This window comes from Candidatus Accumulibacter meliphilus, assembly GCF_036625345.1.
Taxonomy (GTDB): domain Bacteria; phylum Pseudomonadota; class Gammaproteobacteria; order Burkholderiales; family Rhodocyclaceae; genus Accumulibacter; species Accumulibacter meliphilus.
Window position 1 is genome coordinate 24,956 of sequence record NZ_JAZKTZ010000011.1, and the last position, 25,303, is coordinate 50,258.

Below are 25,303 nucleotides of genomic sequence, written 5' to 3' on the forward strand. Positions count from 1 at the left end.
ATGAGTTCCCCTGGCCGCACAGCCTGCGCCTGGCCCCGGACATCCTGCCAGGGGCCTCCGCGCCCCCTGTCTCAACGCGACCCGGCAAGCGTGAACCCCGTAAAACGAGCCCGTACCTAACCCATCCGGGGCAGTTTGCCGCATAATATCATTTGCTTGAAATCGCAAAACAAGAAAAAGGAAGCTCGGTACCACTTTGGAAGCCTCGCCGACAGACGCCTTGCCGATGGAAGCCAGGCCCGGCAAAAAGCCCTTCCGCATATTATCGCTCGATGGTGGCGGTACCTTTGCCTTGATTCAGGCAAAGGTGCTTGATGATCTTTTCCCGGGCGAGGATGGACATCAGGTGCTCAGCCATTTCGATCTGGTGTCGGCGTGCTCGGGCGGGGCGATCGTCGCTGCGGCATTGATCGAGGGTTACTCGCCGCGCGAAATCTTCGAGTTGTTCGACAACCCTGTCAATCGCCACGCACTTTTTGGACGCCTGCCCTGGTACCGGAGTCTATTGCAGTTGATGACCGGCATTTTTTCACCCTCGAGCCCGGTGGGCCATCGCTTTTCTACCGACGGCAAGCTGGCCTTCCTGCACCGCATCCTGCCCGTGATGGGCCGCACATCGCTGCAGAACCTGCACGGCATTCTCAATGACAGTATCGCGTCCCTGCAGGAACAGCGCGACGAACCGGGCAGATCCATGTCCTTCCTTTTTGTGACTTACGACTTCGACCGCGACCGGGCGCGCATGATGCGTAGCGATGTCAGCAGCCCCGCGGCCAGTTTCCCGCATCGGCAGCAGCGCGCGACGCTGGCGGAAGCGGCGCATGCCTCGAGTACGGCACCGATCAACTGGTTCGACAAACCCGCGGAATTCGATGGTTGCCGCTTTTGGGACGGGGCCATGACCGGCTACAACAATCCGGTGCTGGCAGGGGTTGTCGAAGCCATCGCCATGGGTGTGCCGCGCTGCGATATCGGCGTCCTGTCGCTGGGCACGAGCACGGTTTTTCTCCCCGAATGCGGCAGCGAGGGGATCCCGGATGCCCTGTGTCGGTCGCGCGCCAGCACCGGCTTCCTGCCGGAGTTGGTCAAGGTGGGCAAGACGATCATCGCCGATCCTCCGGATGCGCACACTTTCATTGCCCACCTCATGCTCGACGGCGGCTTGCCGGCTGACGTCTCCTGTTGTCCCTACACCGACACCGCAATTGTGCGCATGAATCCGGTGATTCAGCCGGTTATCGATCCAGCGACGGGCCAGTGGAGCGTTCCCGCCGGCTGGACGGTCGAAGAGTTTCGCCGCATCTCCGAAATGGATATCGCGTCGCGCCGGCAAGAGGACGTCGACTTGATCAAGCGGCTAGGCGAGGGATGGTTGCGGGATGAATGGCACAATCAACCTATCCGGGGTTGCGGTATCTGGGCGTCACCGTCTTCGGATTCGCCTTCGCCCCCTTTGCCGAATACGGATCACCTGTGTGAAATTGGCCATCGCTGGTATAGCAACGCCAAATCCGCCTGGGCCGCGCTGTCGGCTTGACAACAGCGGACCGAGCCCGGCATATGCCCAATCCACGAATCCTGATTCTCAACTGCTATTCCGACAACCATCGCAGCGCGCGCGGAACCCCGTGGATCATGCCGCAGTCCATCGCGCCGGCGATGCTGGCCGGAATGCTGGACCCCGCCCGCGTCGATATTCGCCTCGCCTGCGAGTTTCGTAACGGTCCTTTCGAGGATCTTGGCGCCCTGCAATGGGCCGAGCTGTTGGTATTGACCGGCCTCAACCCGGCCTTCGACCGCATGAAGCAGGTCACGGCCTACGCCCGAACGGTCAATCCGGGCATTGTCGTCGCCATGGGCGGTCCATTGGCGCGGATGCTGCCGAAGCTCGGCCGCCGCTATTTCGATTACGTATGCACTGACGATGTCGAGCAGGTGGTCGCGGTGGTCGATGCGGTCTTTGGCCCGGGGCACGCGGCCGAGAGGCCCATCCCGCGTCACGATCTGTTACCCGGGAGTCGCATCATCGGCTACGCGGAGGCCTCGCGCAACTGCAACTTCCGTTGCAACTTTTGCTCCATGACCGCGGAAGGCCGCGAATTCATGAGCTACGACCTGGACAATGTGCGCCGGCAGATCGAGGCGCTTGGCTACCGTCAGTGCATCATGTTCCTCGATCAGAACTTCTTCGGTGGTCCGCGCGCCCACTTCAAGGCGCGCATGGCACTCCTCAAGGAGCTGTACGAGCAAAGGAAATTCGGCGGCTGGGCAGCGCTGGTGACTGCCGATTTCTTCACCAACACCGACAACCTGTCGCTGGCGCGCGCGGCGGGCTGCATCGGTTTTTTTAGCGGCGTCGAATCGTTCAGCCGCGCGCAAATCAGCGCTTTCAACAAAAAACAGAATCTGGTGCTGCCGCAGGAGGAAATCATCCGCTCCTGCCTGGAAGCCGGTCTGGTCTTCCACTACGGCCTGATCTTTGATCTGGTGGAGCAAAGGATCGACGACCTGCTCGCGGAAACCGACTTCATCGTCGCCAACCCGCGCATCACCCTGCCAAGCTTCCTCGGTTTTGCCATCCCGCTGCTGGGCACGCCGCTGTTCAGCCGCCGCCTGCAGGAAGGCCAGTTTCTACCCAACGTCCGCCTGCGCGACATGGATGGGCGATCGCTCGTCTGTCACCCCGAGGACGCCATCGAGAAAGCCGTTGCTTTTGCCGCGCGCATGGACAAGGGCCTGATTTCAAAACGCAAGCTGGCGACGCACGCGTGGCAGTTCTTTCGCCGCTATCGTAAGACGCTCTCCAAATGGGGGCTGCTGAGCGGCCTGGGAAATGCCTGGGCCATGAGCTACCCGCGTTGCGGCAGCAATGGTCGCGACGGCATTCGGCCCGGCCGGGAAGGCTGCCGCAGCTACCTTGCCAGTTCCGAACCGCTGGGGTCGCTCTACCGTCCCCGGATCTGGATCCCCGAAGCTTACCGCGGACATTTCGAGCCGCTGTGCGTCACCGACCCCGATGGCGAACTGCACGCTGAACTGATTGACGATGCCGCCAGCCTGCTGCCGCAGAACAGAGCCGCGACCAGGATCGAAGTGACGACGATTCCCCCCTATAATGCGATCGCAATGCTCGAACACGCGCAGCTTCCTGGCCTCTCCGAAGACAGGACGCCTGCATGCCAGGAGACGACAGGATAACGCGTGCGATGACCAAGCGCCTCTGCAAATGCCTGATGTTTTTGATCTTGCTAGCCTTCGTGCTGCCGTGGACGGCGCCGAAAGCCGCTACCGTGTCGACCGGACTGACGCCCTTGTGGGATGCCCCAAAAGGTCCCGGGCAGTCGGACGATGCGCGCCGTTGGCTGACCCAGCTGCGCGATTCGGTGACGAGGCCGCGCGCGGGTTGTAAAAAACTGTCCTTGCCAGACCTGTCGCTTACCAAGCCAGCGCGCGCTTTCCAGATAGCCATCGAGCGCCATCAGTGGGCTAACGGATCACCGATCGTCTACCTGCAGGAACCGATTGCCGAGTTCTTCATCGTCGTCGCCACCGACGTCAATGCTTGCCCCTGGTTGTCGATTTCCGGTCGCGGCCTGCCTTTTGGCCACCGTGACATCGTCAGCCCATTCCCCTATGCGCGCCTTCCCGCCTTGCCGGAAGGCGCGGTAATCACGGCCATCGTGCAGGACTACAAAGCCATTCGTCCCTGGATCATGCTCGCCAACGAGAGCAGCTTCGTGCGTGACAACACCGTGCTGTGGGTTGGCTTGGGGGCCTACAGCGGCATCCTGCTGATGATGATTGTCGTCGCCGTCGGCTTCGGCGCCTACGCAGGTAGCCGCGTCGCACTGGCCTACGCCGCTTACTGCATCGCGCTGGAGGTCTGGCTAGTGCAGAACTTCGGTATCGGCTCGGCTTTCGTGCCGTTCTGGCCTGGCCCGCAGTACTTCCCGACCCTGCAGGCGATCTCGGTGGCGGGCGTGGTCCTCGGAATTGGCTTCGCGGCACTGGAATTCCTGCAGCTTCGCGGCAAGGTACGCGCCGCGGTTGCCGGCTCCGTCCTGCTCAGCGCCATCTTCTTCCTCGGTTCGGCATGGCACGCGGCCGGTTACCGTGCCGGCGCTGCCGTTCTCTTCGTCCTTGCCGTGGCCACCATGGTGCTGCTTGTCAGGAGCGTGTTCACGGGCGATGCCTCGCTCCGCCTGTTCACCCTGGGGCTCGGCGCGACTCTGCTCGGGGGCGGGGTGCAAGCTTTTTCGGTCATCGGTAGCGGCGTCGAAGTCAGCCGCCTGGCGGCCTTCGCGTTTCCGATCGGCAGCCTGTTTCAAGCCGCTTTCTGGCTCGCGGCACTGATCATCCGGCTGCGCGACGAGCACCGCGAACTGCACGAACTCGAGGAACGACAGGCGGCGATCATGTGGGCGACGCCGGATTTGATTCTGGTCGTCGACCGCCAGGGAATCTGCCTCGACTACAAGCAACCTTACGCGACGCGATTCTTCGTCACCGGGAGCGAACTGCTCGGCGCCAACGTGGCCGCGGTTCTGCCCAGCGAAACGGCGAGCATCATCCAGCGGGGCGTCGAACAGGCACTGCAACGAGACGATCTGCAATCGGTGTTCCTCGAGTTGCCGCTAGAGGGAAACATCCACCACTACGAGGCGCGTATCGCGCCAAACGGACCCAACAAAGTGGTCATCGTCGTACGCGACATCACCCTCCAGAGGCACAACGAGGAAAAAATCCGGCGCCTGGCCTACTTCGACACGCTGACTGGCCTACCCAACCGTCAGAGTTTTCTCGAACGCCTTGACCGCGAATTGCTGCGCGCACGCCGCACGAATCGTCGGATGGCGCTGCTGTTTCTCGATCTCGACGGCTTCAAACGCATCAATGACACCCTCGGCCACAGCGCTGGTGACTGCCTGCTGCAGACCATCGCCGACCGCTTGCAGGAAAAGCTGCGCGCCGGGGCCTTCATTGCGCGGCCGGCGCTGGACGAATCCAGCCTGCACTTCGCACGCCTCGGCGGTGACGAGTTCACCGTCGTTCTGCCCGATGTCGACAGCGCCGAAACCGCCTGCGTGGTCGCCCGGCGAATACAGACGCTGCTGGCACTGCCGGCCCTGATCGGCGAACAGGAGGTCGCGGTCACGTCGAGCATCGGCATCGCCCTCTTCCCCGACGACGGCCTCGATGCCGTGACCCTGCTCAAGCACGCGGATACCGCGATGTATTACGCGAAGGAGCAAGGGCGAAACAACTGGCAGTTGTATGAGCGAACCCTGACGACGCGAACAACTGCACACCTGGCTCTGGAAGGCGATATTCGCAAAGGCCTCGAACGCGGAGAGTTTCGTCTCTTCTACCAGCCGCAGGTGCGCGCCGACGATGGGGCGATCGTCGGAATGGAAGCACTGATGCGCTGGCAGCATCCGCAGCATGGCCTGGTATCGCCGGCACGGTTCATCCCCGTGGCCGAGGAAAGCGGCCTGATTATCCCGCTTGGCGAGTGGGTTCTCAATGCTGCTTGCGGCCAGGTGCGGGAATGGCAGCAGCGTGGCGTTTCGGTACCGCGGGTGGCGGTAAACGTCTCGGCACGCCAGCTTGGCGCAGCGGATTTCCTGGACAGCGTCGAGGCGGCCGTCGTCGCCACGGGCATCCCTGCCGACCGACTCGAACTGGAGTTGACGGAAAGCATTCTGATGGATCCGAAGGCCGAACGAATCGAGGGGCTGTTTCGCCTGCGTGCCATGGGGGTGCACTTCTCGATCGACGATTTCGGCACCGGCTACTCATCGCTGTCGTACATCAAGCGCTTCCCGATCGGCACGCTGAAGATCGATCACAGTTTCATCCGCGGCCTGCCGCAGGATGCCGACGATGCAGGGATCACCACCGCGATAATCGCCATGGCCCGCAGCCTCGGTCTGGAGGTCATTGCCGAAGGTGTCGAAACCATAGAACAGTTCGACTTCCTGCAGCATGCGCAATGCCCGAAACTGCAAGGTTATCTGTTCAGTTACCCGCTGCCGACAGACGAGATGGAAGCACTCCTGCGTCGCGGCCACATCGCCCTGCCTTCGCACACCAGCGGATAATGAGCCAGATTCCTTCGCCAGCAGAACGATTACGCTCCGAAAGACAAAAATAAACACCCGACCGCGCCGCAATAATGACCGTTGCGGATTTTTTTTGAAAGGGTGACATGGATACCCGTATTGACTTCCATCCGACACACCAGCACGGCGCTTACAAACTTCGTCCCGGGCGCACTTATCCCTTCGGCAGCACCCTGGTACCTGGCGGCGTCAACTTTTCGATCAGCTCCGGCCACGCCACCGCGTGCACCCTGGTGCTCTTCGAGAAAGGCGCGCCGGAGCCATGCGTGGAAATCCCCTTCCCGGACACCTTTCGCATTGGCAAGGTCTGGTGCATGGTCGTCTTCGATCTCGACTGCGAGCGTATCGAGTACGGCTATCGCATGGACGGCCCTTGGGATCCGGGAGCCGGACACCGCTTCGACCGTTCGAAAATACTCCTCGATCCCTACGCCAGGGCGATCGGCGGACGGACGGTCTGGGGCACGCCACCCGACTGGAACAACATCTACCCGCAACGTGCGCGCCTGATCTTCGAGGACTTCGACTGGGAAGACGACCGTCCTCTGGAAACGCCACTCGCCGATCTGGTGATTTACGAACTGCATACGCGCAGTTTCACCGCCCACTCGTCGGCCAGCGTCAAGCACCCCGGCACCTATGCCGGCATCGCGGCGAAGATCCCCTACCTGAAGGAACTGGGGGTGAGCTGCGTCGAACTGATGCCGATCTTCGAGTTCGACGAATTCGAGAACAGCCGCACCGAGCCGCTCACCGGCGAAATGATGTTCAACTACTGGGGCTACAGCACGATCGGCTTCTTCGCACCCAAGGCTGGCTTCGCCGCCACGGGCCCCTTCGGCATGGAGGTGGACGAGTTCAAGAACCTGGTCAAGGAGTTGCATCGCAACGGCATCGAAGTCATGCTCGACGTGGTTGTCAACCACACCGCCGAAGGTAACGAGAACGGTCCGACACTCTCCTTCCGGGGCATCGACAACCAGACCTTCTACATGCTGACGCCGGAAGGCTACTACTACAACTTCAGCGGCGGCGGCAATACCCTCAATTGCAACAGCCCGGTGGTGCGCAACATGGTTCTCGACTGCCTGCGCTACTGGGCGGCCGAATACCACATCGACGGCTTCCGCTTCGATCTGGCCTCGATTCTCGGCCGTGCCCCCAGCGGCGCACCCCTGCCTAACCCGCCACTGCTCGAAAGCCTGGCCTTCGACCCGGTGCTCGCCAACTGCAAGCTGATTGCTCAAGCCTGGAACGCCGGCGGCCTCTATCAGGTCGCCTCCTTCCCGGCCTACGGACGCTGGGCCGAGTGGAACGGCAAGTACCGCGACGACATTCGCCGCTTCCTGAAAGGGGACGACGGCATGGTGCGAGTTGTGGCCGAGCGCATCCAGGGCTCACCGGATCTCTACGGCTGGAATGAACGCGGGCCGACGGCATCGATCAACTTCATCACCTGCCACGACGGGTTCACGCTCTACGATCTGTTCGCCTACAACGACAAGCACAACGAAGCCAACGGCGAAGGGAATCGCGACGGGGGTAACAGCAACCATAGCTGGAATTGTGGCGTTGAAGGCGAAACCGACGATGTACAGGTCAATGCCCTGCGCCAGCGCATGATCAGGAATGCCCTGGCCATCCTGCTGATGAGCCACGGCATACCAATGATCCTGATGGGCGATGAACTGGGCCGCACGCAGCGCGGCAACAACAACACCTACTGCCATGACAACGAGTTGAACTGGCTCGACTGGACGCTGCGCGAACGCAACAGCGATCTGTTCGACTTCACCCGCAAGATGATCGCCTTGCGCAAGGCTCACCCGCTGCTGCGCACCGGCGAATTTTTTGGCACCCGCCGCTCGCCGGCCGATATCATCTGGCACGGTACACAGGCATGGAAAGCGGACTGGTCGGCAGACTCGCGCGCCCTGGCCTTCATGCTCCGGGAACGGCAGGCCGGACAAGGAGGAAATGCCACGCCAGTGCTCTACATGGCGATCAACAGTTTCTGGGATGCCCTGCCCTTCGAATTGCCGGAACTGCCCACCGACTATCACTGGCACCTGTTCGCCAACACCAGCCTGCCGGCTCCTGACGACATTCAGGAACCGGGCCAGGAAATACCTCTGCAGGAGAAGCTGCGAAGCTTCCTGGTTGGCGGACGCGCGGTGGTGATCCTCGTCGGGCGCCCGCGCCCGCAAGCCTGACCCACAGACCAATCCTTGGCGTCAGTAAACATGACCTTCTACAGCGGTGTAGAAATGAAGGGCCGCGAGACATGGATCACCCTTGCAGGCGAACTTGACGCAGCGGTGGCCGGCGAATTTCGCCAGGCCACCGAGCAGGTCGCCGGGCAGAAGTCCGAGAAAGCGTGCCCGGCCTGACTGGCAAGGTCCGCTGAAAGAAAGCTGCGCCGACTGACGGATCGCCGCCGCCTTACTGCAAGCGCCCACTCAGCTGCAGAAGCCAGTCCCGGATGGCCACTTCGCCGGGCGCCTCCGTTGTCTCCAGAGTGGGAAAACGGTAGAAAACATCCTGGATGATCCCCTTCAACTGCCAGCCCGCTTCACGCGCCAGCATGGCCAGTTCACGTACCTCGCTTGGCTGGTCACGGATGTCAGCGCACACCGATTTGAGCTGATCCGGGTGCAGACCGGCGTCGGCCAGCGAACGCTCCAGCGTCGCCACGCGATCCGTCAGAAAAGCCCCGACGACCGGCGCGCCAGCAGCATAGTGCCTCATCTCTGAACGAGCCTTGCTCCATTCATCGAAGTCGTCGCCGAGGCTTTTGATCCGCGCCGCGTTGCGGCTGTCCTGTTCGGTATCCGTCTCGTCGACGGTCTCTTGTGCCAACAGTTTCAAGATCACGCTGGACATCTGCGCATCGAACTTGCTGTGGTTCAAACGCAGGATCAGCGACAAGCGTTGCTCGGGGGCATGAATCTTCTTGTCGAGAACGGCAGCGACCACTTCAGCGAGCAGCAGGATGCGTCCCATGACGCTGATCTCGGCGCCCTTGAGTCCGCGCGGATAACCGCTACCGTCGTGTCGTTCGTGGTGCTCGAGAATCGCTCTGGCGACCGCCTGCGGGTATTCGGGTTGCTGCCTGACGATCATCATCGCCGTGAGCGGATGCGCGTGCAGCTGTCGCCGCTCGGCGGCATCGAGCCGGTGGTCGGCCTGCAACATTTCCGGATCCACATGCAGCATGCCTATGTCGTGCATCAGCGCGGCTGCCGCCAGGGCCCGCAGGTCGGACACCTCAAGCTCCTGGCGTATGCCAAGGTATAGTGCAATCAGCGCCACCTGCAGGCTGTGCTCGAAGAGGGCGCCGCCGCGATCACGGGCGACGGTCAACCTGAAGGCCATCGCCTTCGGCAGCGCAATGCTACCAATGGCGCCGAGCAAGGTGACACGATCGCTGAGCGCGGCTGCAAGCCGCCCATAGAAAGCCTGCTCCGCGATCAGAGCTTCAGCCTGATCGCGCAACTCTTCCAGCGTAAGCGCCTTCTCCGCGGTGAGGCTCTCGTCAATGGGCACCTGCAAGCGGTGATTGATCAGCCGTTCAAACAGCCCGCTGTCGACCCGCAGGCCACGCTCGACCAGCTTGATACCGTTGCTGGAATAGATCGCCTGGTGGGCAAGCACCTTTTGCGAGTCGCCGAGCGCGGTCGCCGCCTTGAGGTAGTGTTCGTCGTTGCTTTCTTCGGCCATCAGAGTCTATTTGTTCCTCGGCAGCTTTCGGGCGGTGTAGGACGTCTGGACCGGTTTGGCGACTTCTAGCCGCAACGGCAAAAGGGGTGATTCTACATCAGCATTGGCGAGTCACCCATCGCAGCGGGGGTAGGCAAAGATCATGGCTGACAGCACAGTTGAGTGCGCGCGCACCGCCCATCGAAACGGGTGTAAATGGATGTCGTATTGGACACCATGATCCGCTCCAGCACCGTCCAGATCACTCCTGAAATCCTCAGCCTCATCGCTGGCATCGATGAGTTCAACAACGGCAAAGCAACGGCAAAGCAACGGCAAACAAGGGCAAAGAACAAGGGCAAAGAGGGCAAAGGGGCCAAAGGGCAAAAAAGGGCAAAGGAAGAAGGGCAAAGGGGCCAGGCTCGATTTAACTGGAAGAGCCTGCTATCCTCAACGACGTGCCCCGTCGTCCCCGCATTCATCTCCCAGGTTTTCCCCTGCACGTCGTTCAGCGGGGACATAACCGCGACGCCTGCTTCTTCGCGGAGGAAGACTACCTCGCCTACCGCGAATGGCTGGGCGAGGCGTGCCAAGCCACCGGTTGCGCGCTGCACGCCTACGTCCAGATGACCAACCACGTGCACCTCTTGCTGTCTCCGCCGGAATCCGAGGCTGTCCCCCGGCTGATGATTTCGCTGGGCCGGCGCTACGTGCAGTACATCAACAAGTCGTACCGTCGCACCGGCACCTTGTGGGACAGCCGCTACAAGTCTTCTCTGGTGCAGGCCGATTGCTATCTACTCCTTTGTCAGCGCTATATCGAACTCAACCCCGTGCGCGCAGCGATGGTCGATGACCCGGCGCACTATCGCTGGAGTAGTTATCGGACGAACGGACTGGGGCAGAGTGACTCATTGCTGACTCCGCATGCGGTGTATTCCAGTCTGGGCGCAAACGAGGCTGACCGGCTGGTGAACTATCGGTCCTTGTTCCGCCCGGAACTGGATACCGAGGCAATCAGCGACATCCGCATGGCCTTGGATCAGGGACAGCCGCTCGGGGATGCTCGGTTTATCGACAGCATCGAACGGGCCACTGGACAGCGGCGCGAAATTCGCCCGCGGGGTCGGCCGCGGAAGGCAATGCTTGAAGAAACAGGACCACAGGACCAGAAGTCACTTGATATGTGAGCCTGGCCCCTTTTTCCTCTTTTTCCATTTCGCATGCCCTCACGCAGGGACCAATCATTGCAGCATGAAAGTTTCGTACTCCAGCCGGCTCAGGCGGCGGTCGAGGAGTGCCAGGGCTGTGGCCAGGGTGACGAGTACGGAGAGGGCGAAGCCGTAGCCGTAGAGCGCCGCTCCCCACCATAGCGAGACCCCGGTGAGCAGGATGTTCAGCAGCAGGAATTCGGCACAGAGCAGCAGAATGATGCGGCGCTGATCGAGATAGAAGAAGATGTTGAGCACCGACAGCAGCACCACCTGCAGGCTGGCGCCGATGACCTGAATGTAGAGCAACGGCAGGTAAAGCTCGGAAATGTCGAGAGACTTCAGCAGGAGCGGCCCGACGACGAAAGTGACGAGCACGGCGAGCGTCTGGATCTTGCCGATTTCGGCCAGGCCCTGCTTGATCGAATAGACCATTTCGTCGCGCATGTCCTCGATGTATTCCAGCGAGCCGCCGCTGCGTACGGCACCGTAGAACTTGTCGTAGTACTCGACGAAATCGGTCTCGATACGCAACATGAATACCGCCATGCCGGGTATGATCGACAGGTAGGCGAGAAAGACCGGCAGGTCGTAGATCAGCGAAGCGCGCAGGGCGCCGATGATCGGTTCCGAGGTGTCCGGGAAGAACCAGAACATGAACTTGTCGGCCCAGATGCCAAGGTTGTAGAGGAAACCGATGCTGAGCAGGCTGGAAAACATCGCCCCGCGTTTGGCGAAATCGAAGGCAACCAGCTCCCGCGGACGAAACTCGCCAATGGTCACAACCCACATGCCGGCGAGCAGAACACAGTGACCGATGACGAATCCGGCCATCAGCCCTTCCAGCCCGAAAGAGCGCAACAGCAGCGCCAGCGAGACGGTGATCGCATAGCCAATGGCGAACAGCGCGACGATGGCCTTGTAGCGCTTCATGCCGGACAGGAAAATGGTCATGATCCAGATGGCGCACATCAGGACGAAAGCGGCGAGCATCAGGATGCGATAAATGACCCCGGTTCCGGGCAGCAGTACGAACATGCCGATGATGCTGACGGCCGAGGCGACGAGGATGATCAGCAGCAGCACCCCGTTGAGGTTCGGGGCGATGATGGCGTCCCTGTTTTCGAACAGGCGATCGGAGACGAAGCGCGTGAAGCCCAGCTGCAAACCACCGGTCAGGATCAGGCTGGTGGCGATCAGGTAAGTCACCGAGGTCTGGAACTGGGTCACCAGGAACGAAGGCACGACCACCGTGCTGCTCAGCAGGCCGATGATCAGGATGCCGAGAATGGACAGCACCCAGGGGCCGGAGCCGATGATGCCGGCAAAAGTGTAGGCCTGCAGCAGGCCGAGCAGCGTGTCTTTCTTCAGCAGCTTGCGCAGTTCGAAGCCGATGCCCGCCATCAGTCCTCCGCCCCTGCACCTGCCAGCGCCTGCTCATAGATGCGGCGATAGGCGCCGAACATGAGATCGTCGGTGTAATAGCGCTCGACACGGGCGATTCCTGCCCGGCTCGCGGCCGCCCAGGCCTCCGGGTCGCCGAGCAACTCGAGGGCGGCGTCGGCCAGCGCCTGCGGCTCGGCGATATTGACGACAGCGCCTGAAACGCCAAGCGCGCGGTCGTCGCCGTCCAGCCCTTCGATCAGTTGCCGGCATGAGCCGACGTCGGTGGAGACGGTGGGAACGCCGGCGGCGTAGCCTTCAAGGATGACCAGGGGCAGCGCTTCGCTGATCGACGAGAGAATGGTCAGGCCGATCTTCGGCAGGAGGTCCTCGACCTTCTGGAAACCGAGGAACTTCACCTTGTCGGCAAGGCCCAGACTGGCAACGAGATGGCGGCACTCTTCGGCGTAGGCGGGATCTTCGTCCTGCGGCCCGGCGATCCAGCCTTCCGCGGCCGGCATCCGGTTCGCCACCCGGCGCATGGCGCGGATGAACGTCTTCACGTCCTTGATCGGCACCACGCGCCCGATCAGGCACAGTACCGGCGGCGGCGTTTCCGGCCGTAGGGCGCGCAGCGGTGCGAAACGCTGCAGACTGATACCGTTGGGGACGTTGCAGGTCCTTTCAGCCAGCGCTCCGTCGGCAACCTGGCGCAACCTGTTGGTTTCGTAAAGCGCGATGATCGGATCGGCCGAGTCGTAGCAGAGTCGTCCCAGCCACTCGAAAAAGCGGATCCACATCTGGCGGAAGTAGGAGAGTTCGGTCGGGTCGCGCTGGAAGATGTTCCGGTTGTCGCGAATCCACTCGCTCTTGAACAGGTCGATCTTCCGTTCCTTGGTGTAGATGCCATGTTCGGAGAGGATCAGCGGCCGCTGTCGCGTCTGCCGAAGCATGCTGCCGAGCAGCCCGGCATAACCCGTGGAGACGGCATGGAAAGCCTGCACCGGGATCAGCTCATGGGCGACACGGGCGAGCTTCCAGAGCGGGGCATGCATCATGCGCACGGTCCAGAAGTAATCGACGAAAGAGGGATCGGTGCAGTTCTTGCGATAGCGGTCGCTGATGATGCGCCAGGCCTCCTCGCCATGCAGAAAATCAGCTTCCGGCAGGCGGCCGCCGGGCATCAGCTCGCGAATGAGTTCGCTGAATGCAGCGCAGGCGCCAGCCGCTGCGTCGTCGCGCAGGAATGCATCGTGAAGCCGGTCGGCACGGGCGAAGGCATTTGCGCTGCCGCGACGGGGTTTCGGCTTTTCAGCATGGGCGACGAAGTCATACAGGTAGTGGGCCTCGAGATGAACGACGTTGTCCGGCAGGGAGTATTTCATGTCTTCGTAGTCTTCCCGACGGCTGCCGATGAAGACGATGGCAAAGCGCAGTTCCGGGAAGGCACGGATGATCTGGTCGACCCAGCTCGACACCCCGCCGCTGACATAGGGAAAGGTTCCCTCGAGAAGCAGCGCGATGTCGGCCTCGCGAGCCTGCGGGAAAGTCATGTCCGGCTCCAGTAGGCGATCACTGGCTGCAGGCGCGGCAGGGACTGCCAGTTGTCGAGATCGCCCATCAGGGCGCGCACCTCGTCGTAGTCCCCGGTGGCGAAAGCCACTTCCGCCAGATACGGCACGATACGGGTTTTCGGCATACCCAGCGCCAGCGCCCGGGCGTAGGCCAGGCGGGCTTCCTCCGGCTGGCTCAGGGCCTGCAAGAGGCGGCCGTGGCGCAGATGCAGGGCGGCGTCATCTGCTGATTCGGCCGCTGCGGCGAGAGCCATGCGCGTGAAGCGCAGCGACTCCCGCAGGGCGTGTGTGCGCAGATCCCCCTGTGCCAGTTCCTGATAGACAAGCTCCCAATAGAGGTCGGCGAGGCGTGCGGCGGCCTCCCCGCGGGCAGCGCTACCTGCAGCTGCCGTCTGATAGCTTTGCGAGGCGCGGTGGATGTCGTCGTTGATCACCTTCTCCTTGCTGTCGAGCATGCCGTAGGCGAGCAGGCGGATATCCTCGGAGGCATCCGTGAGCACGCCCCGCAAGAGCGGCGAGGCGATGTGCCCGGGGACTTCCTGGAGGGCGACAAGTGCGCGCTGGCGGGCCGCCACGGGGGCGCGTTCATTACTGATGAAAGAGCGCATGCCGGCCTGACGGAAACCCTTGCCGGCGCGCTGGCGGGAGTCCAGTTCCGGCAGGGACAGCGCCGCGAAAAGGCTTTCAGCTTTGGCTGGCGGCAGGGAATGAAGCATTAGAACGCCGAGGATGACGGCAACAAAACCGAGGATGGGGACGGCGAAGCCGGTCCCGGCAAGAAGCAGCAGGACGGGTACTCGCTTGCCGCTGGCGGGCAGGAAGACGATCGCCACACGGGCCAGCAGGAAGCTGGCGGCAGCATGCGCGCCAAGATAGGCGAGCAGCGCAGCATCGCTGCTGCTGCCCAGCAGCAAGGCGGCCCAGGCGGCCGCCTCAAGCGTCAGCGCGGCGAGAGCGAGCTTCGGCTGGAACATTGCAGACTTCGAACAGCTGCTCAAGCAGCGGCAGCGGTGCTGTTTCATCGATCGGCAGGAGGTGCGGGAAAACACCGGCCTCGCTCAGCGTGCAGCCGCTCTTTTGGCGAACCCACTCCTCGATGCGGGCGATATAACCTTCTGCCGCCGCGGCACCGGCCAGGGGCATCAGGGTCACCAGCACTTTTCGTTGCGGCGAGTCGATAAGCCAGCTGACGTCCAGGGCACGACGCTGGCGGCCGATCTGCAGAGCCAGATAGTCGAGCTCCGGGCGCGGCAGGAATTCGAGAACGGTGATGATGCTGCCGCTCAGCGAGCCCTGCCGGACACGCCACAGGCGCTGCAGCTCGGCGGCAAAATCGTCAGGGCAGGCCGGGAATTCGCTTTGGATCTCGGCCGCCAGTTTGCGCTCGTCGAGCCCATCGACGTAGTAGCTGACGAGCAGGTTCAGGGTCTGCAACATTTCTTCGCTGAGCGCGAAGAAAGGGACGCGCTCAACGGCCAGCACGCCGATCAGTTGCTCATCAGAAGTGATCATGGGTACGGCTATGGCATAGCTGCCGGGCGAGCGACCGGCGGCCAGCGCGGCGGCCAGGTGCGACAGCGTGCCTGCCTCGATGGCCTCGCGGAGCAGAGGATCGTCGGCATCGAGTTGGCCATTGTTCTGACCCTGGCCGATTGTCGCCACCGGCTCGGCCGTGATTTCCCCGTCGCTTGCCGCATGGATGGTGGCGATTTCCAGTTGGCAGTATTGTGCCAGCAGGCGCAACAAGCCCTGCGCACCGGGCAGGGGCGAGGCGGCGGCAGCGCCTTGCTCACGAATCAGCGACTGCAAGCTGGCCAGCGCATCACGCATGGCCATCGGGCGGCCAATCAGATCCTGCTCAAGACGGTCGTGCGACAGGCGCAGCAGGTAGTACTGGTGGGTCAGGTATTCCAGCCTCTGGTCGAGGTAGGCCTGGACGCCCTCGGCACGCCGGGCACGTGCCAGCCAGACGCTGGAAAACTCGCCGGCAAGCATGACCAGGATCAGGCCACCGAGGTAATTCAGTTTCGGGAACTCACCGACGACCCAGCCGGAGGCGTTGAAGGCCAGCCAGGCGAGCAGCAGCACAGCCGCCCCTCCCAGGCCGGGAAAGGGACCGTAGCGCATGGCAAGAATGACCGGAGCGAACCACACCCACGGAAAACTGGCGTTGATCCACAGCGGATCGAGCGGATTGACCCAGATACCGATGGCGACTGCCAGCAAGGGCAGTATCGCGGTTTCTCCGGCGACCGCCCAGGGCTTGCCGAAAGGGCCGAGGTGGCGGAGCAGGCTATCCTTGACGGCCAAAGTGCGTCCTCCGCTCAGTCCTTGCGCGCCGAAAGGCCATCGCCGATCAGCTTGCGCAGCAACTGCTGGGCAACGGCGGCCAGCGAATCCCGACTCCAGCCGGCCTTGGCCCCGACACCGCTCCACAGGGTTTCCCCGCTCGCCACGTCGATGATCGCCACCGCGATGCCCACGGCCGGCTCGCCGTCGACACCGACTTTGTAGCGCCACTCTTCGACGCTGCCGGAAAGCGCGTAACGCGCCCCTTCCGCCCGCGCCCAGTCCAGCGCCGCCTCGGCCTGCCGGCGATCACCCGCTTCAAAAAGCGCTTCCTGCTGCAAGGCCGCCGGGTAGCGGCGCAGCCTGGCGATGCCCTGCGCGCGCAGCACGCCCTCGGCCACGGCCTCTGCCCGACTGCCCGCCAGCGGTGTTTCGGTGAGGTTGGCGAAAGGCAGCAACACCCACGCTGCCTGCCTGCTGACGGCGGGTGGCTCGCTGCTGTCGAGCGTGCTGCAAGCCACGAGCAGCAGAATCGCTGCCAGTGCGGCAAAGCCTTGGACGATGCGTTTCATGGGGCGTCTCCTGTGGTCAAGCGGTTCAATGTGTTCAATTCGTTCTTTCTAGAAGTGCAGGCGATAGTTGAGGCCGAATTCTCGCACCAGTCCGTCGGTGTTGGCGCCACCGCGGCTCAGGCGCCAGCCGAAATGGAGGTGATCGGCACCGAAGACGCTGCCCGCAATACCGGTGGCCAGGTCGTAGCCCGGCCCTTCGTCACTGTGCCAGGTGCGGGCACCGCTGGCATAGGGGCGCCAGGCACGGGTGTAGTCTTCTTCGAAATTCCGGTCCGTCGACAGGCGGATTCCCTTGAACTCGAATCCGGTCGGAACGAAGAAGGCGCCAACGCTCGACGGGCTATACTCCCCCGCCGGGAAGAGCGGCGCCAGTTGCGGATCGTTGACGTAGGATTTCTGGCTGTAGCGGTGCTGCGACCAGAAGGCGCTGGCCTCCAGGCTGCGTCGCTCGCTGCGCAAGGCATGGCCGTACTCGAATTGCCAGACATTGCCGCTGCCCACCTTGGCACCGGTCTGGGCATAGAAACGATCGTAGCTGCGTTCGACGCTGAAGCGGTCGAAGCGGGTCAGTTGGTAGGCCAGCAATAGCGAGGCCAAATCCCTCATGCCGCCGACGCGCAGCGCGGTCGACTCGTTGGCCGGCTGTTCGTGACCGAGCGCCAAGGAGCTGGTCAGTCGATTACCGAGATTCTGCTCGTGCGCGACGAGCACGGGATGGTACTTCGCGAAGCTGTCCCGCTCGGCAGCACTGAACGTCGTTTTGCCTTCCTTCTGCAGCCATAGCATGCGCGCGCTGAAGTCGCTCTCATCCGGAGTTTCCCCCATGCTTGCGGGATCCAGGTTGTGGCGCACGATTTTCCCCATCGCGAAATCCATCGACAGGCGTGGCGAAAGGGCAATGTGCGCGCGAACACCGGTATTTCGTTCATCAACCGTGCCGATATCGTTCTGCCAGACTTTGCCCCCCAGCTGATGCGAGTGGGCCAGCAGTGCCTCGCTCAGCTGCAGGTGCAAGGGGTCATCTGCCGGCAACTCGGTTTGCGCGTCGAAAGCTTCGCTCTGCGCCAGCCGCAGGTCGCCGGCCAGGCCTGCGGCCTCGATGCGGTCGTAGCGTGGAATGAGCGGCGCAAACTCATCCAGCAACTCGCCGGCCAGCGCCCGGTCGCCGGACTCCAGGGCCAGGCGCATTTCCCCCCATAGTGGCCGTGCCGCCGTTTTTGCATACTGTTGCCAGAGCCAGCCACGCGCCGCGTCGAACTGCTCCGCTTCGAGCAGCCAGCCGAAAGCCACATCGCGCGCGGACGGCGACAACTCGCCCTCGGCAGAACGATCAAGCCTGAGCATTTCGCGCAGCATGGCATAGGCCGGGTCACCGGGCTCGGCCAGCATCCGCAGTCTTGTGCGCGCCGCCTGGCGCAGCGCGGCCATCGCACTCGGCAACTGTTCGCCAGCCAGCTGCTGCCGCTGGCGCATCCTGTCATCGAGCAACAAGTGCTTGCGCAGGCGCCAGGCACGATCGACGTCCTGATTCTGCTCAAGCGCATCGGCATAGTTCATGAGCCACAGGAAGTCGTCGCGGTGGGCGGCGAGCCGGGGGGTCAGGTAGCGGCGCAGCGCAACATCCGGCAGCGACAGTGCGAGATTGGCGGCAGCCAGCACCTCGTGCATCGCCGGATCAGGCTGCCAATGGCGTTCGTGGGCGGCCATGATCTTGCGCAGGCGCTTCCCTTCCCCGCTCTCGATGAGGAGCCAGAGCAATGCCTGCTGGACGTCCGCGTCGTCCGCTGCCAGCGCCAAAGCGGCATCCAGGTCGGCCAGCGCGAGGCGGCGTTGACCGGTCGCCATCAGGTACTGGGCGGAAAGACGGAGGAAGCTGGCCTGTTGGCGAAGTTGGGCGGATTCTTCGGCCGACAGGCTGCTGATCAGCCTGCCCATGTCCGGCCAGCGCGCCGCCGTCGCATAGAGGCCGAGCGCCTGCAGCAGCAGCTGCGAGTCACGGAAGCGTAACCAGCCGTCACTGCTGACGCGCGCGGCTTCGAGCGCGTACTCGTCAAGCAGCAGTCGGGCCAGATTCTCGTGATCGACGGCCAGCGCTTCTTTGCCAGCCAGCAGGTGGCGATAGGCGGTGGCGGCCTTCTTGTCGTCACCGAGCTGCGCGGCGAGGCTGGCGCGCAATCGCCAATAGCCAGCACCGGCAGCACCGGCAGCACCGCCAGCGTCGCCAGCGTCGGCAGCGGCAACGCTTTCAAGAATTGCCAGTGCGCTGGCCTGCTCGCCGCGTAGCAGGTAAAGCGTCGCGACGTGGACCGCCTGCACCGCACTCAAAGCGTTCGTGGCCATGAAGTCTTGCCAGAGCGCCAGCGCCTTTTCATCTTCCCCCATCCGTTCGGCCAGTTCGGCCATGCTCAGCAGCAGCTGCGGCTGTTTGTGCCGGCGGTATTCCTGCTCGAGAAAGCGCATCGCTTCCCTGGGCTGGCCCAGACGTTCGAAGGTCGCCACCAGCTCCACGATCAGCGCCCGATCGCCGGGTTTCTGGCGCAGCTGATGTTCGAGCGCGAGCAGCAAGGCCTGGTCGTCAAACAGCCCGGGTGCCAGCCGCAGGATGGCCTGCCAGGCTTCGTCGCCGGACTTGGTGCGCGCCAGATACAGCCAGTGGGTAAGCGCCATCGCCGGGCGCCCGGTCCATTCGGAAACTTGCGCCAGCCGCTCGCGCCAGAGCAGATTGTCGGGCGCCTGGCGCACCGCCGAAGCGGCCACCTGCCAGGCATCCTCGAGCTTGCGGTTGTCGAGGAAAGCTTCGAAGCCGAGGGTGTAGATGCCGTCGTCGAAAGGCAGCTGCGGGCCGCTCTGTTCACCGACGGTTTGCCAGCGGATGGCGTAGGCCCGCGCCAGCGCCTCCTGTTTCAACTGTCGCAGCAGTGACAGGCGGAGGAGCTTGCGGGCATATTTGTCGGCCAGATCCGGGCGCCTGACCGAGCGCGCAAAGCGCACCAGCAGCTCCAGAACGCGAGTGCTTTCAGCCAGCGGCGGCATCACGACCAGCGCCTCTTCAGCGAGCGCCAGCGCCTCCTTCACCTGGTCGCCGGATTGCAGCACGAGCATGGCATCAAGGAAGAAACGGCGTTGTTCGGCGGGCTCATTGCTGCGCCGCGCTGCGCTCAGGAAAAACTTGCCGGCGGCGAGGTATTCGCCGCCCGCCAGGGCTGCGGCTGCGGCGGCGGCGTGCCAGTCGGTCGAACGTCCCTGCCCGCTTACCGAGATGCGCTGCAGCAACTCGATGCCCAGCCGGGAATCGCCGGCAAAGTGCACCAGCAGTTCCAGCACCTGCCTGCTTTCACCCAGGGACGGCCTTAGCGCCAGCTCTTCTTCAAGCAGGGCCAGCGCCTCCTGCACCTGGCCGCCGGACTGGAGCGCAAGCATGCCATCCATGAACAAACGGCTTTGTTCGGCGGGCTCACTGCTACGCCGCGCCGCGATCAGGAAGAACTTGCCCGCCGCAAAATATTCACCCCCCGCCAGGGCTACCTGTGCGGCCTCTGCATACCAGTCGGCAGAACGCCCCGCAGCGCTGCCCGAGAGGCGCTGAAACAATTCGATGCCAAGCTCGGCATCACCGAACAGGAAAGCCCGCCGGGCAATCTCGATCGTCATGTGCTCGGGCCAGTCGAGGACCGCCAGAGTGTGCAGCCAGGCACGCAGTCGCGCCTTGTTGTCCGTGTATTGCGCTGTCCCCGGCTGCAGGCGGGAAAAGCGTTGCTCCGCTGCGCGCCATCTCAGCCAGCTGGCTTCCAGGCGAATTTCCTTGTCGGGTGACTGGAGCAGCCTGGCCAGCGTTTGCTCCAGCTGCTCATAGAGGCTGCTGCTCAGGCGGTGGCGGGCGAGCATGAGGCCGAGTTGTGGATTGCCGGGATCGGTGCGCAGCAGATTGACCAGATAGGCTTCGGTGACGGCATTCGGCGGCGCTTCGATGATGCGATTGACCAGTGCCTTGTGCGGATAGATGGCCACCAGCACGCCTAGCACGAGCACGCCAAGCAGCGTGATCGACCACGGCGGCGCCAGGCGCGGGCGCTCAACGCTCGCGGCAGCGAGTTTCGATCGTTGCAGCAGCATCGCCGACACGGAAGGATTGAACGCCACCGGAGCTCTTCCGCGGCCGCAGTGGGCGCCCATTGGCGAGCACGCTGCAGTGGCTGGCGTTGGCCAGCGAAAACTCGATCGCCTGATGCCCCTTGAGCGAGAAACGCAAGCCAGCTTTCTGTACCTGCCAGTCAGTCAGGCGGGCGTTGGCATCGGCAAGATAAACGGCACTGGACTGGCTGGCAGCAAAGCGCAGCCAGGTGTCGCCACTGGCCAGGTGAATGTAGTTGCCCTCCTTGCCGGCGCGATAGCCGGCAACCCCGCCGGAAGCGGCGCGGTCCGGATAACCCATCGTCAGCGGCGCGCGCAGCGTGCGCAACTCGCCGTTGCCGCGGATGCGCCAGCCGCCCTCTTCCCGGGCCAGGACCATGGTCTCGAAATCAAGGGCCTTGCGGATGAAGTCGGAGGCGTGGATCAGGTTGGGCGACTGTGCCAGCGACCAGTCGTAGACCTTGTACAGCGCATTCAGCGACGCCCGCTTGCTGGCCGAGAAGGTGTGATAGTAGATATCGATCGGCTTCAGTCGTCGCGGCGATTCGGTCATCTGGAACGTCTCGATGACCCGCTCGAAGCCATAAAAGGGGCCGTGCCAAAGATTGGTGTAGACGTTCTCGTTCATCACCGGGGCGAAAGTCTGGAAAATGCCGTCGATGGCATAGCCGAGCGGGGAGACGGCGGTCAGGCTCGGAAAAGAGCGGGTGATGATGGTATTGCCGCCGTTCATGTTCAGCAGGCCGGCGTTTTCGGCAATGCGCAAAGCCTCCGCCTGTGGCGCGGCATCACCGCTCCACAGCATGATTTCAACTGCTTTCCCGGGCGGCGCAAGATGCTTGCGGATGTAGTCGACCGAACCAACGATTTCCCTCTCCAGATTCATCTCGTAGCCGGGAATCTCGAGATGGTAGCTCTCCTCATCCTTTTTCTTCGGCGCCGCCTGCTCGGCGCGATCCCAGTCAAAAGGATGCGAAAGGCTGTGGCTGGCAATCTCGATGTAGGGCAGCGCAAAAGTGCGTCGGGCGATCGCCTCCATCTCGGCAGAAAGGGCCGGGTAGAGTCCGCCCGGAGCGACCTCGCCTTCGATCACCGACATCGTCGTCGGCAGCCGGTAGCGTTGCAGCACTTGCGTCAGCAGTGCTTCGCCGGCCAGTGGTGTGCCCGGCAACTCGGCGCGTGAAGGATAGCCGTCGCCGTCGATGTGGATGAACATCAGGCGACGGCCGTTCTCGGTCGTGGTATCCGGCAGGGGCAGCGCGGGCAGGGCCAGCGCCTGCTGCAGGAAGGCAAAGGGGTCGATGATCCAGCGTGATTGCTCGGTGTTTGGCAAGTCCATAGCAGCGAAGGGGTAAAGGACATAGCCTCCCCAGCGGGTCAGTGCGGCAGCATCGAAAGTTTGTCCCTGAGCGTCGGCCAGTTGCAGCAGGGAGCGGCCCTGGCTGTCAGCCAACTGCAAGGGAGTCAGGTTGCGACGGTCGGCTTGCGGGGCGGCCTCGAAAGCCATCATCGCGTCCTGGCTGAGCACCGTCAGGCGGCCGGCAGTTCCGGATACCGCCACGGATTTCAGGCCCAGGCGCTGCGCCAGCCGGCCTTCTGCAGCAAAGGGGAAGCTGCCGAAAATGGCCACTCGCAGGCCCTGCTCGATCTGTTGCTGCAGCCAGTCGGCCACCTGGCGGCCGTGCGCCAGCGGCGCTTCGGCCCAGCTCACGATGCCGGCATAACGCGCGGCCAGCGGGCCGGCAGGCAGCGGCTTGCGCAAGTCGTGGAAGTCGATCGCATAGCCCATGTGCTGGATCGGCATGGCGCCAAAACGCAGCGCTGGGTGATTGATCAACAGCGCTCCGGGGCTGCCGTCGTAGAGCATCAGGATGCGTCGTGGCATGATTTCCCGGCTCCCGATGCCGAGCGTGCTGACCTGCCCGTCGGTGACCCAGGGCTCGATGCCGAGGGCACGAATGCGCGCAGCCGTTTCGCGCATCTGGCCCCGTGCCTGGGGCGGCAGGTAGTCGATGGCCAGCACCGGGACGCCGAACTCGTCACGCACGCGACGCAGCTGGCCAAGCAGCCACTCGCGGTCACTGGCAGGCACTTCCACGTAGCGGCGCTCAGCCGCGTTCCAGCTCCGGAAGAGAGATTCGGCGGCGACCATGCTGATCTTGTCGCGGACGGCCGGCACGATCTCGAAACCACGGTTGAGAATCAGGCGAATACCCGGAAAGCGCTGGTGCAGGGTCTCGATGACGGCAATCAGACCTCTTTGTTGCGCCGCTTCGTCGATCCCGCTGGCCAGGCGGTAGGAATCAAGCGTGTCGAGGAAAAAACCGCGGTAGCCTTTCTCCCAGAGCGGGCCGACGATCGCCTCGGCGACGAAAGTCGGCAGTTCCGGCCAGCTCAGGTCAATGACCTTCGACCCCCAGTCGGTATTGGTGGTCAACAAGTGTTCGGCCGGAATCGCCGCTGCATAGGCGCGCGAGGGCTGCACTTCGCCAATGGCGATGTAGGCATACAGTTCGCTATAGGGCTTCTTGTAGCGCTTCGGGTCAAAACCGTGATCCGCTTCGACGACGACGATATCAAAGGCCTTGAGTTCTTCCAGCGGCGCGTCGGCACCATAGTGCAGCGCGACCGACGGGGATGCGGCCTGTGCGCAGGCCAGCCACCCGAACAGACACGCAGAAAGCGCGCAACGAAGCAGCAGCCGCCCAAGGCAAGCAGTACAAGTATTTGTTTCACTTACATACTCACGCATCGCAGCTCACCACCCATGGCCATCATGCCGCGTCTCGACAAGGCCTTTCTGCCGCTGGAAAAACAGCCGGGCGTCCCTGCTGCTCATTTCCCCGGTTTTGACGGCCACCGCAGGCCAATATTTGTCATTCGGCCCCGTTGCTCATTGCCAAATCCCCCACTACGGGTCACCCAAACGGTGATGACGATTCGCGGCGCCCCTGATCATGAAAGTCATGACCGCTGCCCTCCACCTACAGCGCTTATGCAACGGGGAAAAGAGAGCTTCGTGAGTCGCCTACGCGGATTTAACAGCAAGTTCCCAAAAAGCCGAGGCGTGGGCATTCTAATGCAGTCGCTCCTGGCGGGTCGGTTTTTGTTGGCCGCCGCTGTTGATCGATGGCCAGTCCCTAACGCCGTAAGCCAAGCGCGCCAACCCAGTCTCTGAAAATTTTTTGGCTCATTATGGATTCCAGGTTGGTGCGCAACGAAAGCGAGGCTAGAGGCGCACTAGACAACGCCCAAGGAATTCCGTATGCTCTCCTGGGAAGGAACACCTAGGAGAAAGGGGCATGTACACGACGCACACTGCCAGCACTGGGCTGGTTAAAATCCAGGACCTTATCAACGATGCCAAGTGCTTCGAAGTCGTTCGGGACCTGCGCTGGCCAGAGGGTGTTCGCTGTCCGCATTGTGCGGACGAGCACGTTATCAAGTTTGGTCGCGATGAGACCCAGGAACATCGCCAGAGGTACCGCTGTAAGTCCTGTGAAAGGTACTTTGACGACTTAACCGACACGATCTTCGAAGGGCATCACCTACCCTTGCGCACTTGGATCTTGTGTTTGTATTTTATGGGGTTGAACCTGTCGAACACGCAAATCGGCAAGGAACTGGGCCTCAACAAGGACGACGTTCAGAAGATGGCGACCCAACTTCGAGAAGGGGTAGTCAGTCGCAAGCCCGCCCCAGCGCTCCAGGGAACCGTTGAGTGTGACGAGGTCTATGTGGTGGCGGGGCACAAGGGACATCCTTTGGCAGTAAAAAAAACACCGTAAGGGCCGCAGAAACCGCCTGAAGGGGGCTCGCGGTCGCGGCACGCTTGCCAAGGAGAAGCCTCCGGTTTTCGGCATGATCCAGCGCGGCGGTCAAGTCGTCATCCGCATGCTCGAAAACGTCCGCCAAGTCATGATACAAGCGCTGATCCAGGCCACCATCGCGCCGGGCACCCTAGTGCTGACCGACGAGTATGACATCTACGGCCGTCTGCCTGAGTGGGGCTACAATCACAAGACCGTCTGCCACAGCGCCCGCGAGTACGCCCGCGATGAAGACGGCGACGGCTTCCATGAGGTTCACGTCAACACCATCGAGGGCTTCTGGTCCTTGCTGCGCTCCTGGCTGCGGCCTCACCGCGGCATCTCCCAGGAAAGTCTTCCTCTCTACCTCGGCTTCTTCGAGTTCGTTCACAACGCCAAAAATCGCGGAAAGCGACTTCTCGAATCCCTCTTGGGGTTGCTCCTCAGCTAACAACCCGAAACACATAATGAGCCAATTTTTTTTGAGGCACATGCGGCCAAAACCGTGCTTGA

14 protein-coding genes and 1 pseudogene are annotated in these 25,303 nt (G+C 62.7%); 7 read left to right on the forward strand and 8 right to left on the reverse strand.

Annotation, left to right across the window (positions count from 1 at the left end):
• Positions 1 to 226: 226 nt before the first annotated feature.
• From V5B40_RS19840 to V5B40_RS19860, 5 genes are all read left to right on the forward strand, one after another.
• The gene (locus V5B40_RS19840; RefSeq protein WP_332356120.1) at positions 227 to 1,537 is read left to right on the forward strand and encodes a patatin-like phospholipase family protein; all 1,311 of its coding nucleotides are present in this window, start codon (positions 227 to 229) and stop codon (positions 1,535 to 1,537) included.
• A gap of 23 nt (positions 1,538 to 1,560) precedes the next feature.
• Positions 1,561 to 3,198 (forward strand): B12-binding domain-containing radical SAM protein, encoded by a 1,638-nt coding sequence (locus tag V5B40_RS19845; protein WP_332356121.1) that lies wholly within the window; start codon positions 1,561 to 1,563, stop codon positions 3,196 to 3,198.
• An 8-nt stretch (positions 3,199 to 3,206) separates the two neighbouring features.
• Positions 3,207 to 6,101 (forward strand): putative bifunctional diguanylate cyclase/phosphodiesterase, encoded by a 2,895-nt coding sequence (locus V5B40_RS19850; RefSeq protein ID WP_332356122.1) that lies wholly within the window; start codon positions 3,207 to 3,209, stop codon positions 6,099 to 6,101.
• Between the two features lie 107 nt (positions 6,102 to 6,208).
• Complete coding sequence (glgX, locus tag V5B40_RS19855) at positions 6,209 to 8,335, forward strand: glycogen debranching protein GlgX (RefSeq protein WP_332356123.1); 2,127 nt, start codon at positions 6,209 to 6,211, stop codon at positions 8,333 to 8,335.
• A gap of 30 nt (positions 8,336 to 8,365) precedes the next feature.
• Positions 8,366 to 8,512: a hypothetical protein gene (locus V5B40_RS19860; protein WP_332356124.1), complete on the forward strand. Its 147-nt coding sequence runs from the start codon at positions 8,366 to 8,368 to the stop codon at positions 8,510 to 8,512.
• Between the two features lie 52 nt (positions 8,513 to 8,564).
• On the opposite strand, the gene V5B40_RS19865 is transcribed toward V5B40_RS19860, so the two are convergent.
• Positions 8,565 to 9,842, reverse strand: coding sequence for an HD-GYP domain-containing protein (locus tag V5B40_RS19865; RefSeq protein WP_332356125.1), 1,278 nt, complete (start codon positions 9,840 to 9,842; stop codon positions 8,565 to 8,567).
• Between the two features lie 437 nt (positions 9,843 to 10,279).
• Between V5B40_RS19865 and V5B40_RS19870 the strand changes: the two genes are divergently transcribed.
• Entirely contained in the window at positions 10,280 to 11,011 is a 732-nt protein-coding gene (locus tag V5B40_RS19870; RefSeq protein ID WP_332356126.1) for a transposase, read from the forward strand.
• 54 nt (positions 11,012 to 11,065) lie between these two features.
• Here the strand turns inward: V5B40_RS19870 and pelG are convergent, their stop codons facing one another.
• Genes pelG through V5B40_RS19905 form a run of 7 tightly spaced genes read right to left on the reverse strand, consistent with a single transcriptional unit; the run spans position 11,066 to position 23,733 of the window.
• Positions 11,066 to 12,436: an exopolysaccharide Pel transporter PelG gene (gene pelG, locus V5B40_RS19875; protein ID WP_332356127.1), complete on the reverse strand. Its 1,371-nt coding sequence runs from the start codon at positions 12,434 to 12,436 to the stop codon at positions 11,066 to 11,068.
• On the reverse strand, positions 12,436 to 13,968 hold the full coding sequence (gene pelF, locus V5B40_RS19880) for a GT4 family glycosyltransferase PelF (RefSeq protein ID WP_332356128.1): 1,533 nt from the start codon (positions 13,966 to 13,968) through the stop codon (positions 12,436 to 12,438). The genes pelG and pelF overlap by 1 nt, the downstream gene beginning before the upstream one ends.
• Complete coding sequence (locus V5B40_RS19885; RefSeq protein WP_332356129.1) at positions 13,965 to 14,963, reverse strand: hypothetical protein; 999 nt, start codon at positions 14,961 to 14,963, stop codon at positions 13,965 to 13,967. Before V5B40_RS19885 ends, pelF begins: the two co-directional genes overlap by 4 nt.
• Positions 14,923 to 16,299 carry a PelD GGDEF domain-containing protein gene (locus tag V5B40_RS19890; RefSeq protein ID WP_332356130.1) on the reverse strand — a complete coding sequence of 459 codons (1,377 nt, stop codon included), beginning with the start codon at positions 16,297 to 16,299 and terminating at the stop codon, positions 14,923 to 14,925. The genes V5B40_RS19885 and V5B40_RS19890 overlap by 41 nt, the downstream gene beginning before the upstream one ends.
• Before the next feature lie 14 nt (positions 16,300 to 16,313).
• Complete coding sequence (locus V5B40_RS19895) at positions 16,314 to 16,850, reverse strand: penicillin-binding protein activator LpoB (protein ID WP_332356131.1); 537 nt, start codon at positions 16,848 to 16,850, stop codon at positions 16,314 to 16,316.
• 48 nt (positions 16,851 to 16,898) lie between these two features.
• On the reverse strand, positions 16,899 to 20,990 hold the full coding sequence (locus V5B40_RS19900) for a tetratricopeptide repeat protein (protein ID WP_332356132.1): 4,092 nt from the start codon (positions 20,988 to 20,990) through the stop codon (positions 16,899 to 16,901).
• On the reverse strand, positions 20,923 to 23,733 hold the full coding sequence (locus V5B40_RS19905; RefSeq protein WP_332356133.1) for a bifunctional glycoside hydrolase 114/ polysaccharide deacetylase family protein: 2,811 nt from the start codon (positions 23,731 to 23,733) through the stop codon (positions 20,923 to 20,925). The genes V5B40_RS19900 and V5B40_RS19905 overlap by 68 nt, the downstream gene beginning before the upstream one ends.
• 550 nt (positions 23,734 to 24,283) lie before the next feature.
• On the opposite strand from V5B40_RS19905, the pseudogene V5B40_RS19910 reads away from it, so the two are divergent.
• Positions 24,284 to 25,241, forward strand: a pseudogene (locus tag V5B40_RS19910) (IS1595 family transposase).
• Positions 25,242 to 25,303 lie beyond the last annotated feature (62 nt).

What these genes read in the sequence shown, in the direction of transcription:
- pelF (WP_332356128.1), bottom strand. Translation starts at nt 13,968, where the DNA reads ATGACTTTCCCGCAGGCTCGCGAGGCCGACATCGCGCTGCTTCTCGAG.
- V5B40_RS19850 (WP_332356122.1), top strand. Translation starts at nt 3,207, where the DNA reads ATGACCAAGCGCCTCTGCAAATGCCTGATGTTTTTGATCTTGCTAGCC.
- V5B40_RS19845 (WP_332356121.1), top strand. Translation starts at nt 1,561, where the DNA reads ATGCCCAATCCACGAATCCTGATTCTCAACTGCTATTCCGACAACCAT.
- V5B40_RS19840 (WP_332356120.1), top strand. Translation starts at nt 227, where the DNA reads ATGGAAGCCAGGCCCGGCAAAAAGCCCTTCCGCATATTATCGCTCGAT.
- V5B40_RS19905 (WP_332356133.1), bottom strand. Translation starts at nt 23,733, where the DNA reads ATGCGTGAGTATGTAAGTGAAACAAATACTTGTACTGCTTGCCTTGGG.
- V5B40_RS19865 (WP_332356125.1), bottom strand. Translation starts at nt 9,842, where the DNA reads ATGGCCGAAGAAAGCAACGACGAACACTACCTCAAGGCGGCGACCGCG.
- V5B40_RS19860 (WP_332356124.1), top strand. Translation starts at nt 8,366, where the DNA reads ATGACCTTCTACAGCGGTGTAGAAATGAAGGGCCGCGAGACATGGATC.
- V5B40_RS19885 (WP_332356129.1), bottom strand. Translation starts at nt 14,963, where the DNA reads ATGTTCCAGCCGAAGCTCGCTCTCGCCGCGCTGACGCTTGAGGCGGCC.
- V5B40_RS19895 (WP_332356131.1), bottom strand. Translation starts at nt 16,850, where the DNA reads ATGAAACGCATCGTCCAAGGCTTTGCCGCACTGGCAGCGATTCTGCTG.
- pelG (WP_332356127.1), bottom strand. Translation starts at nt 12,436, where the DNA reads ATGGCGGGCATCGGCTTCGAACTGCGCAAGCTGCTGAAGAAAGACACG.
- glgX (WP_332356123.1), top strand. Translation starts at nt 6,209, where the DNA reads ATGGATACCCGTATTGACTTCCATCCGACACACCAGCACGGCGCTTAC.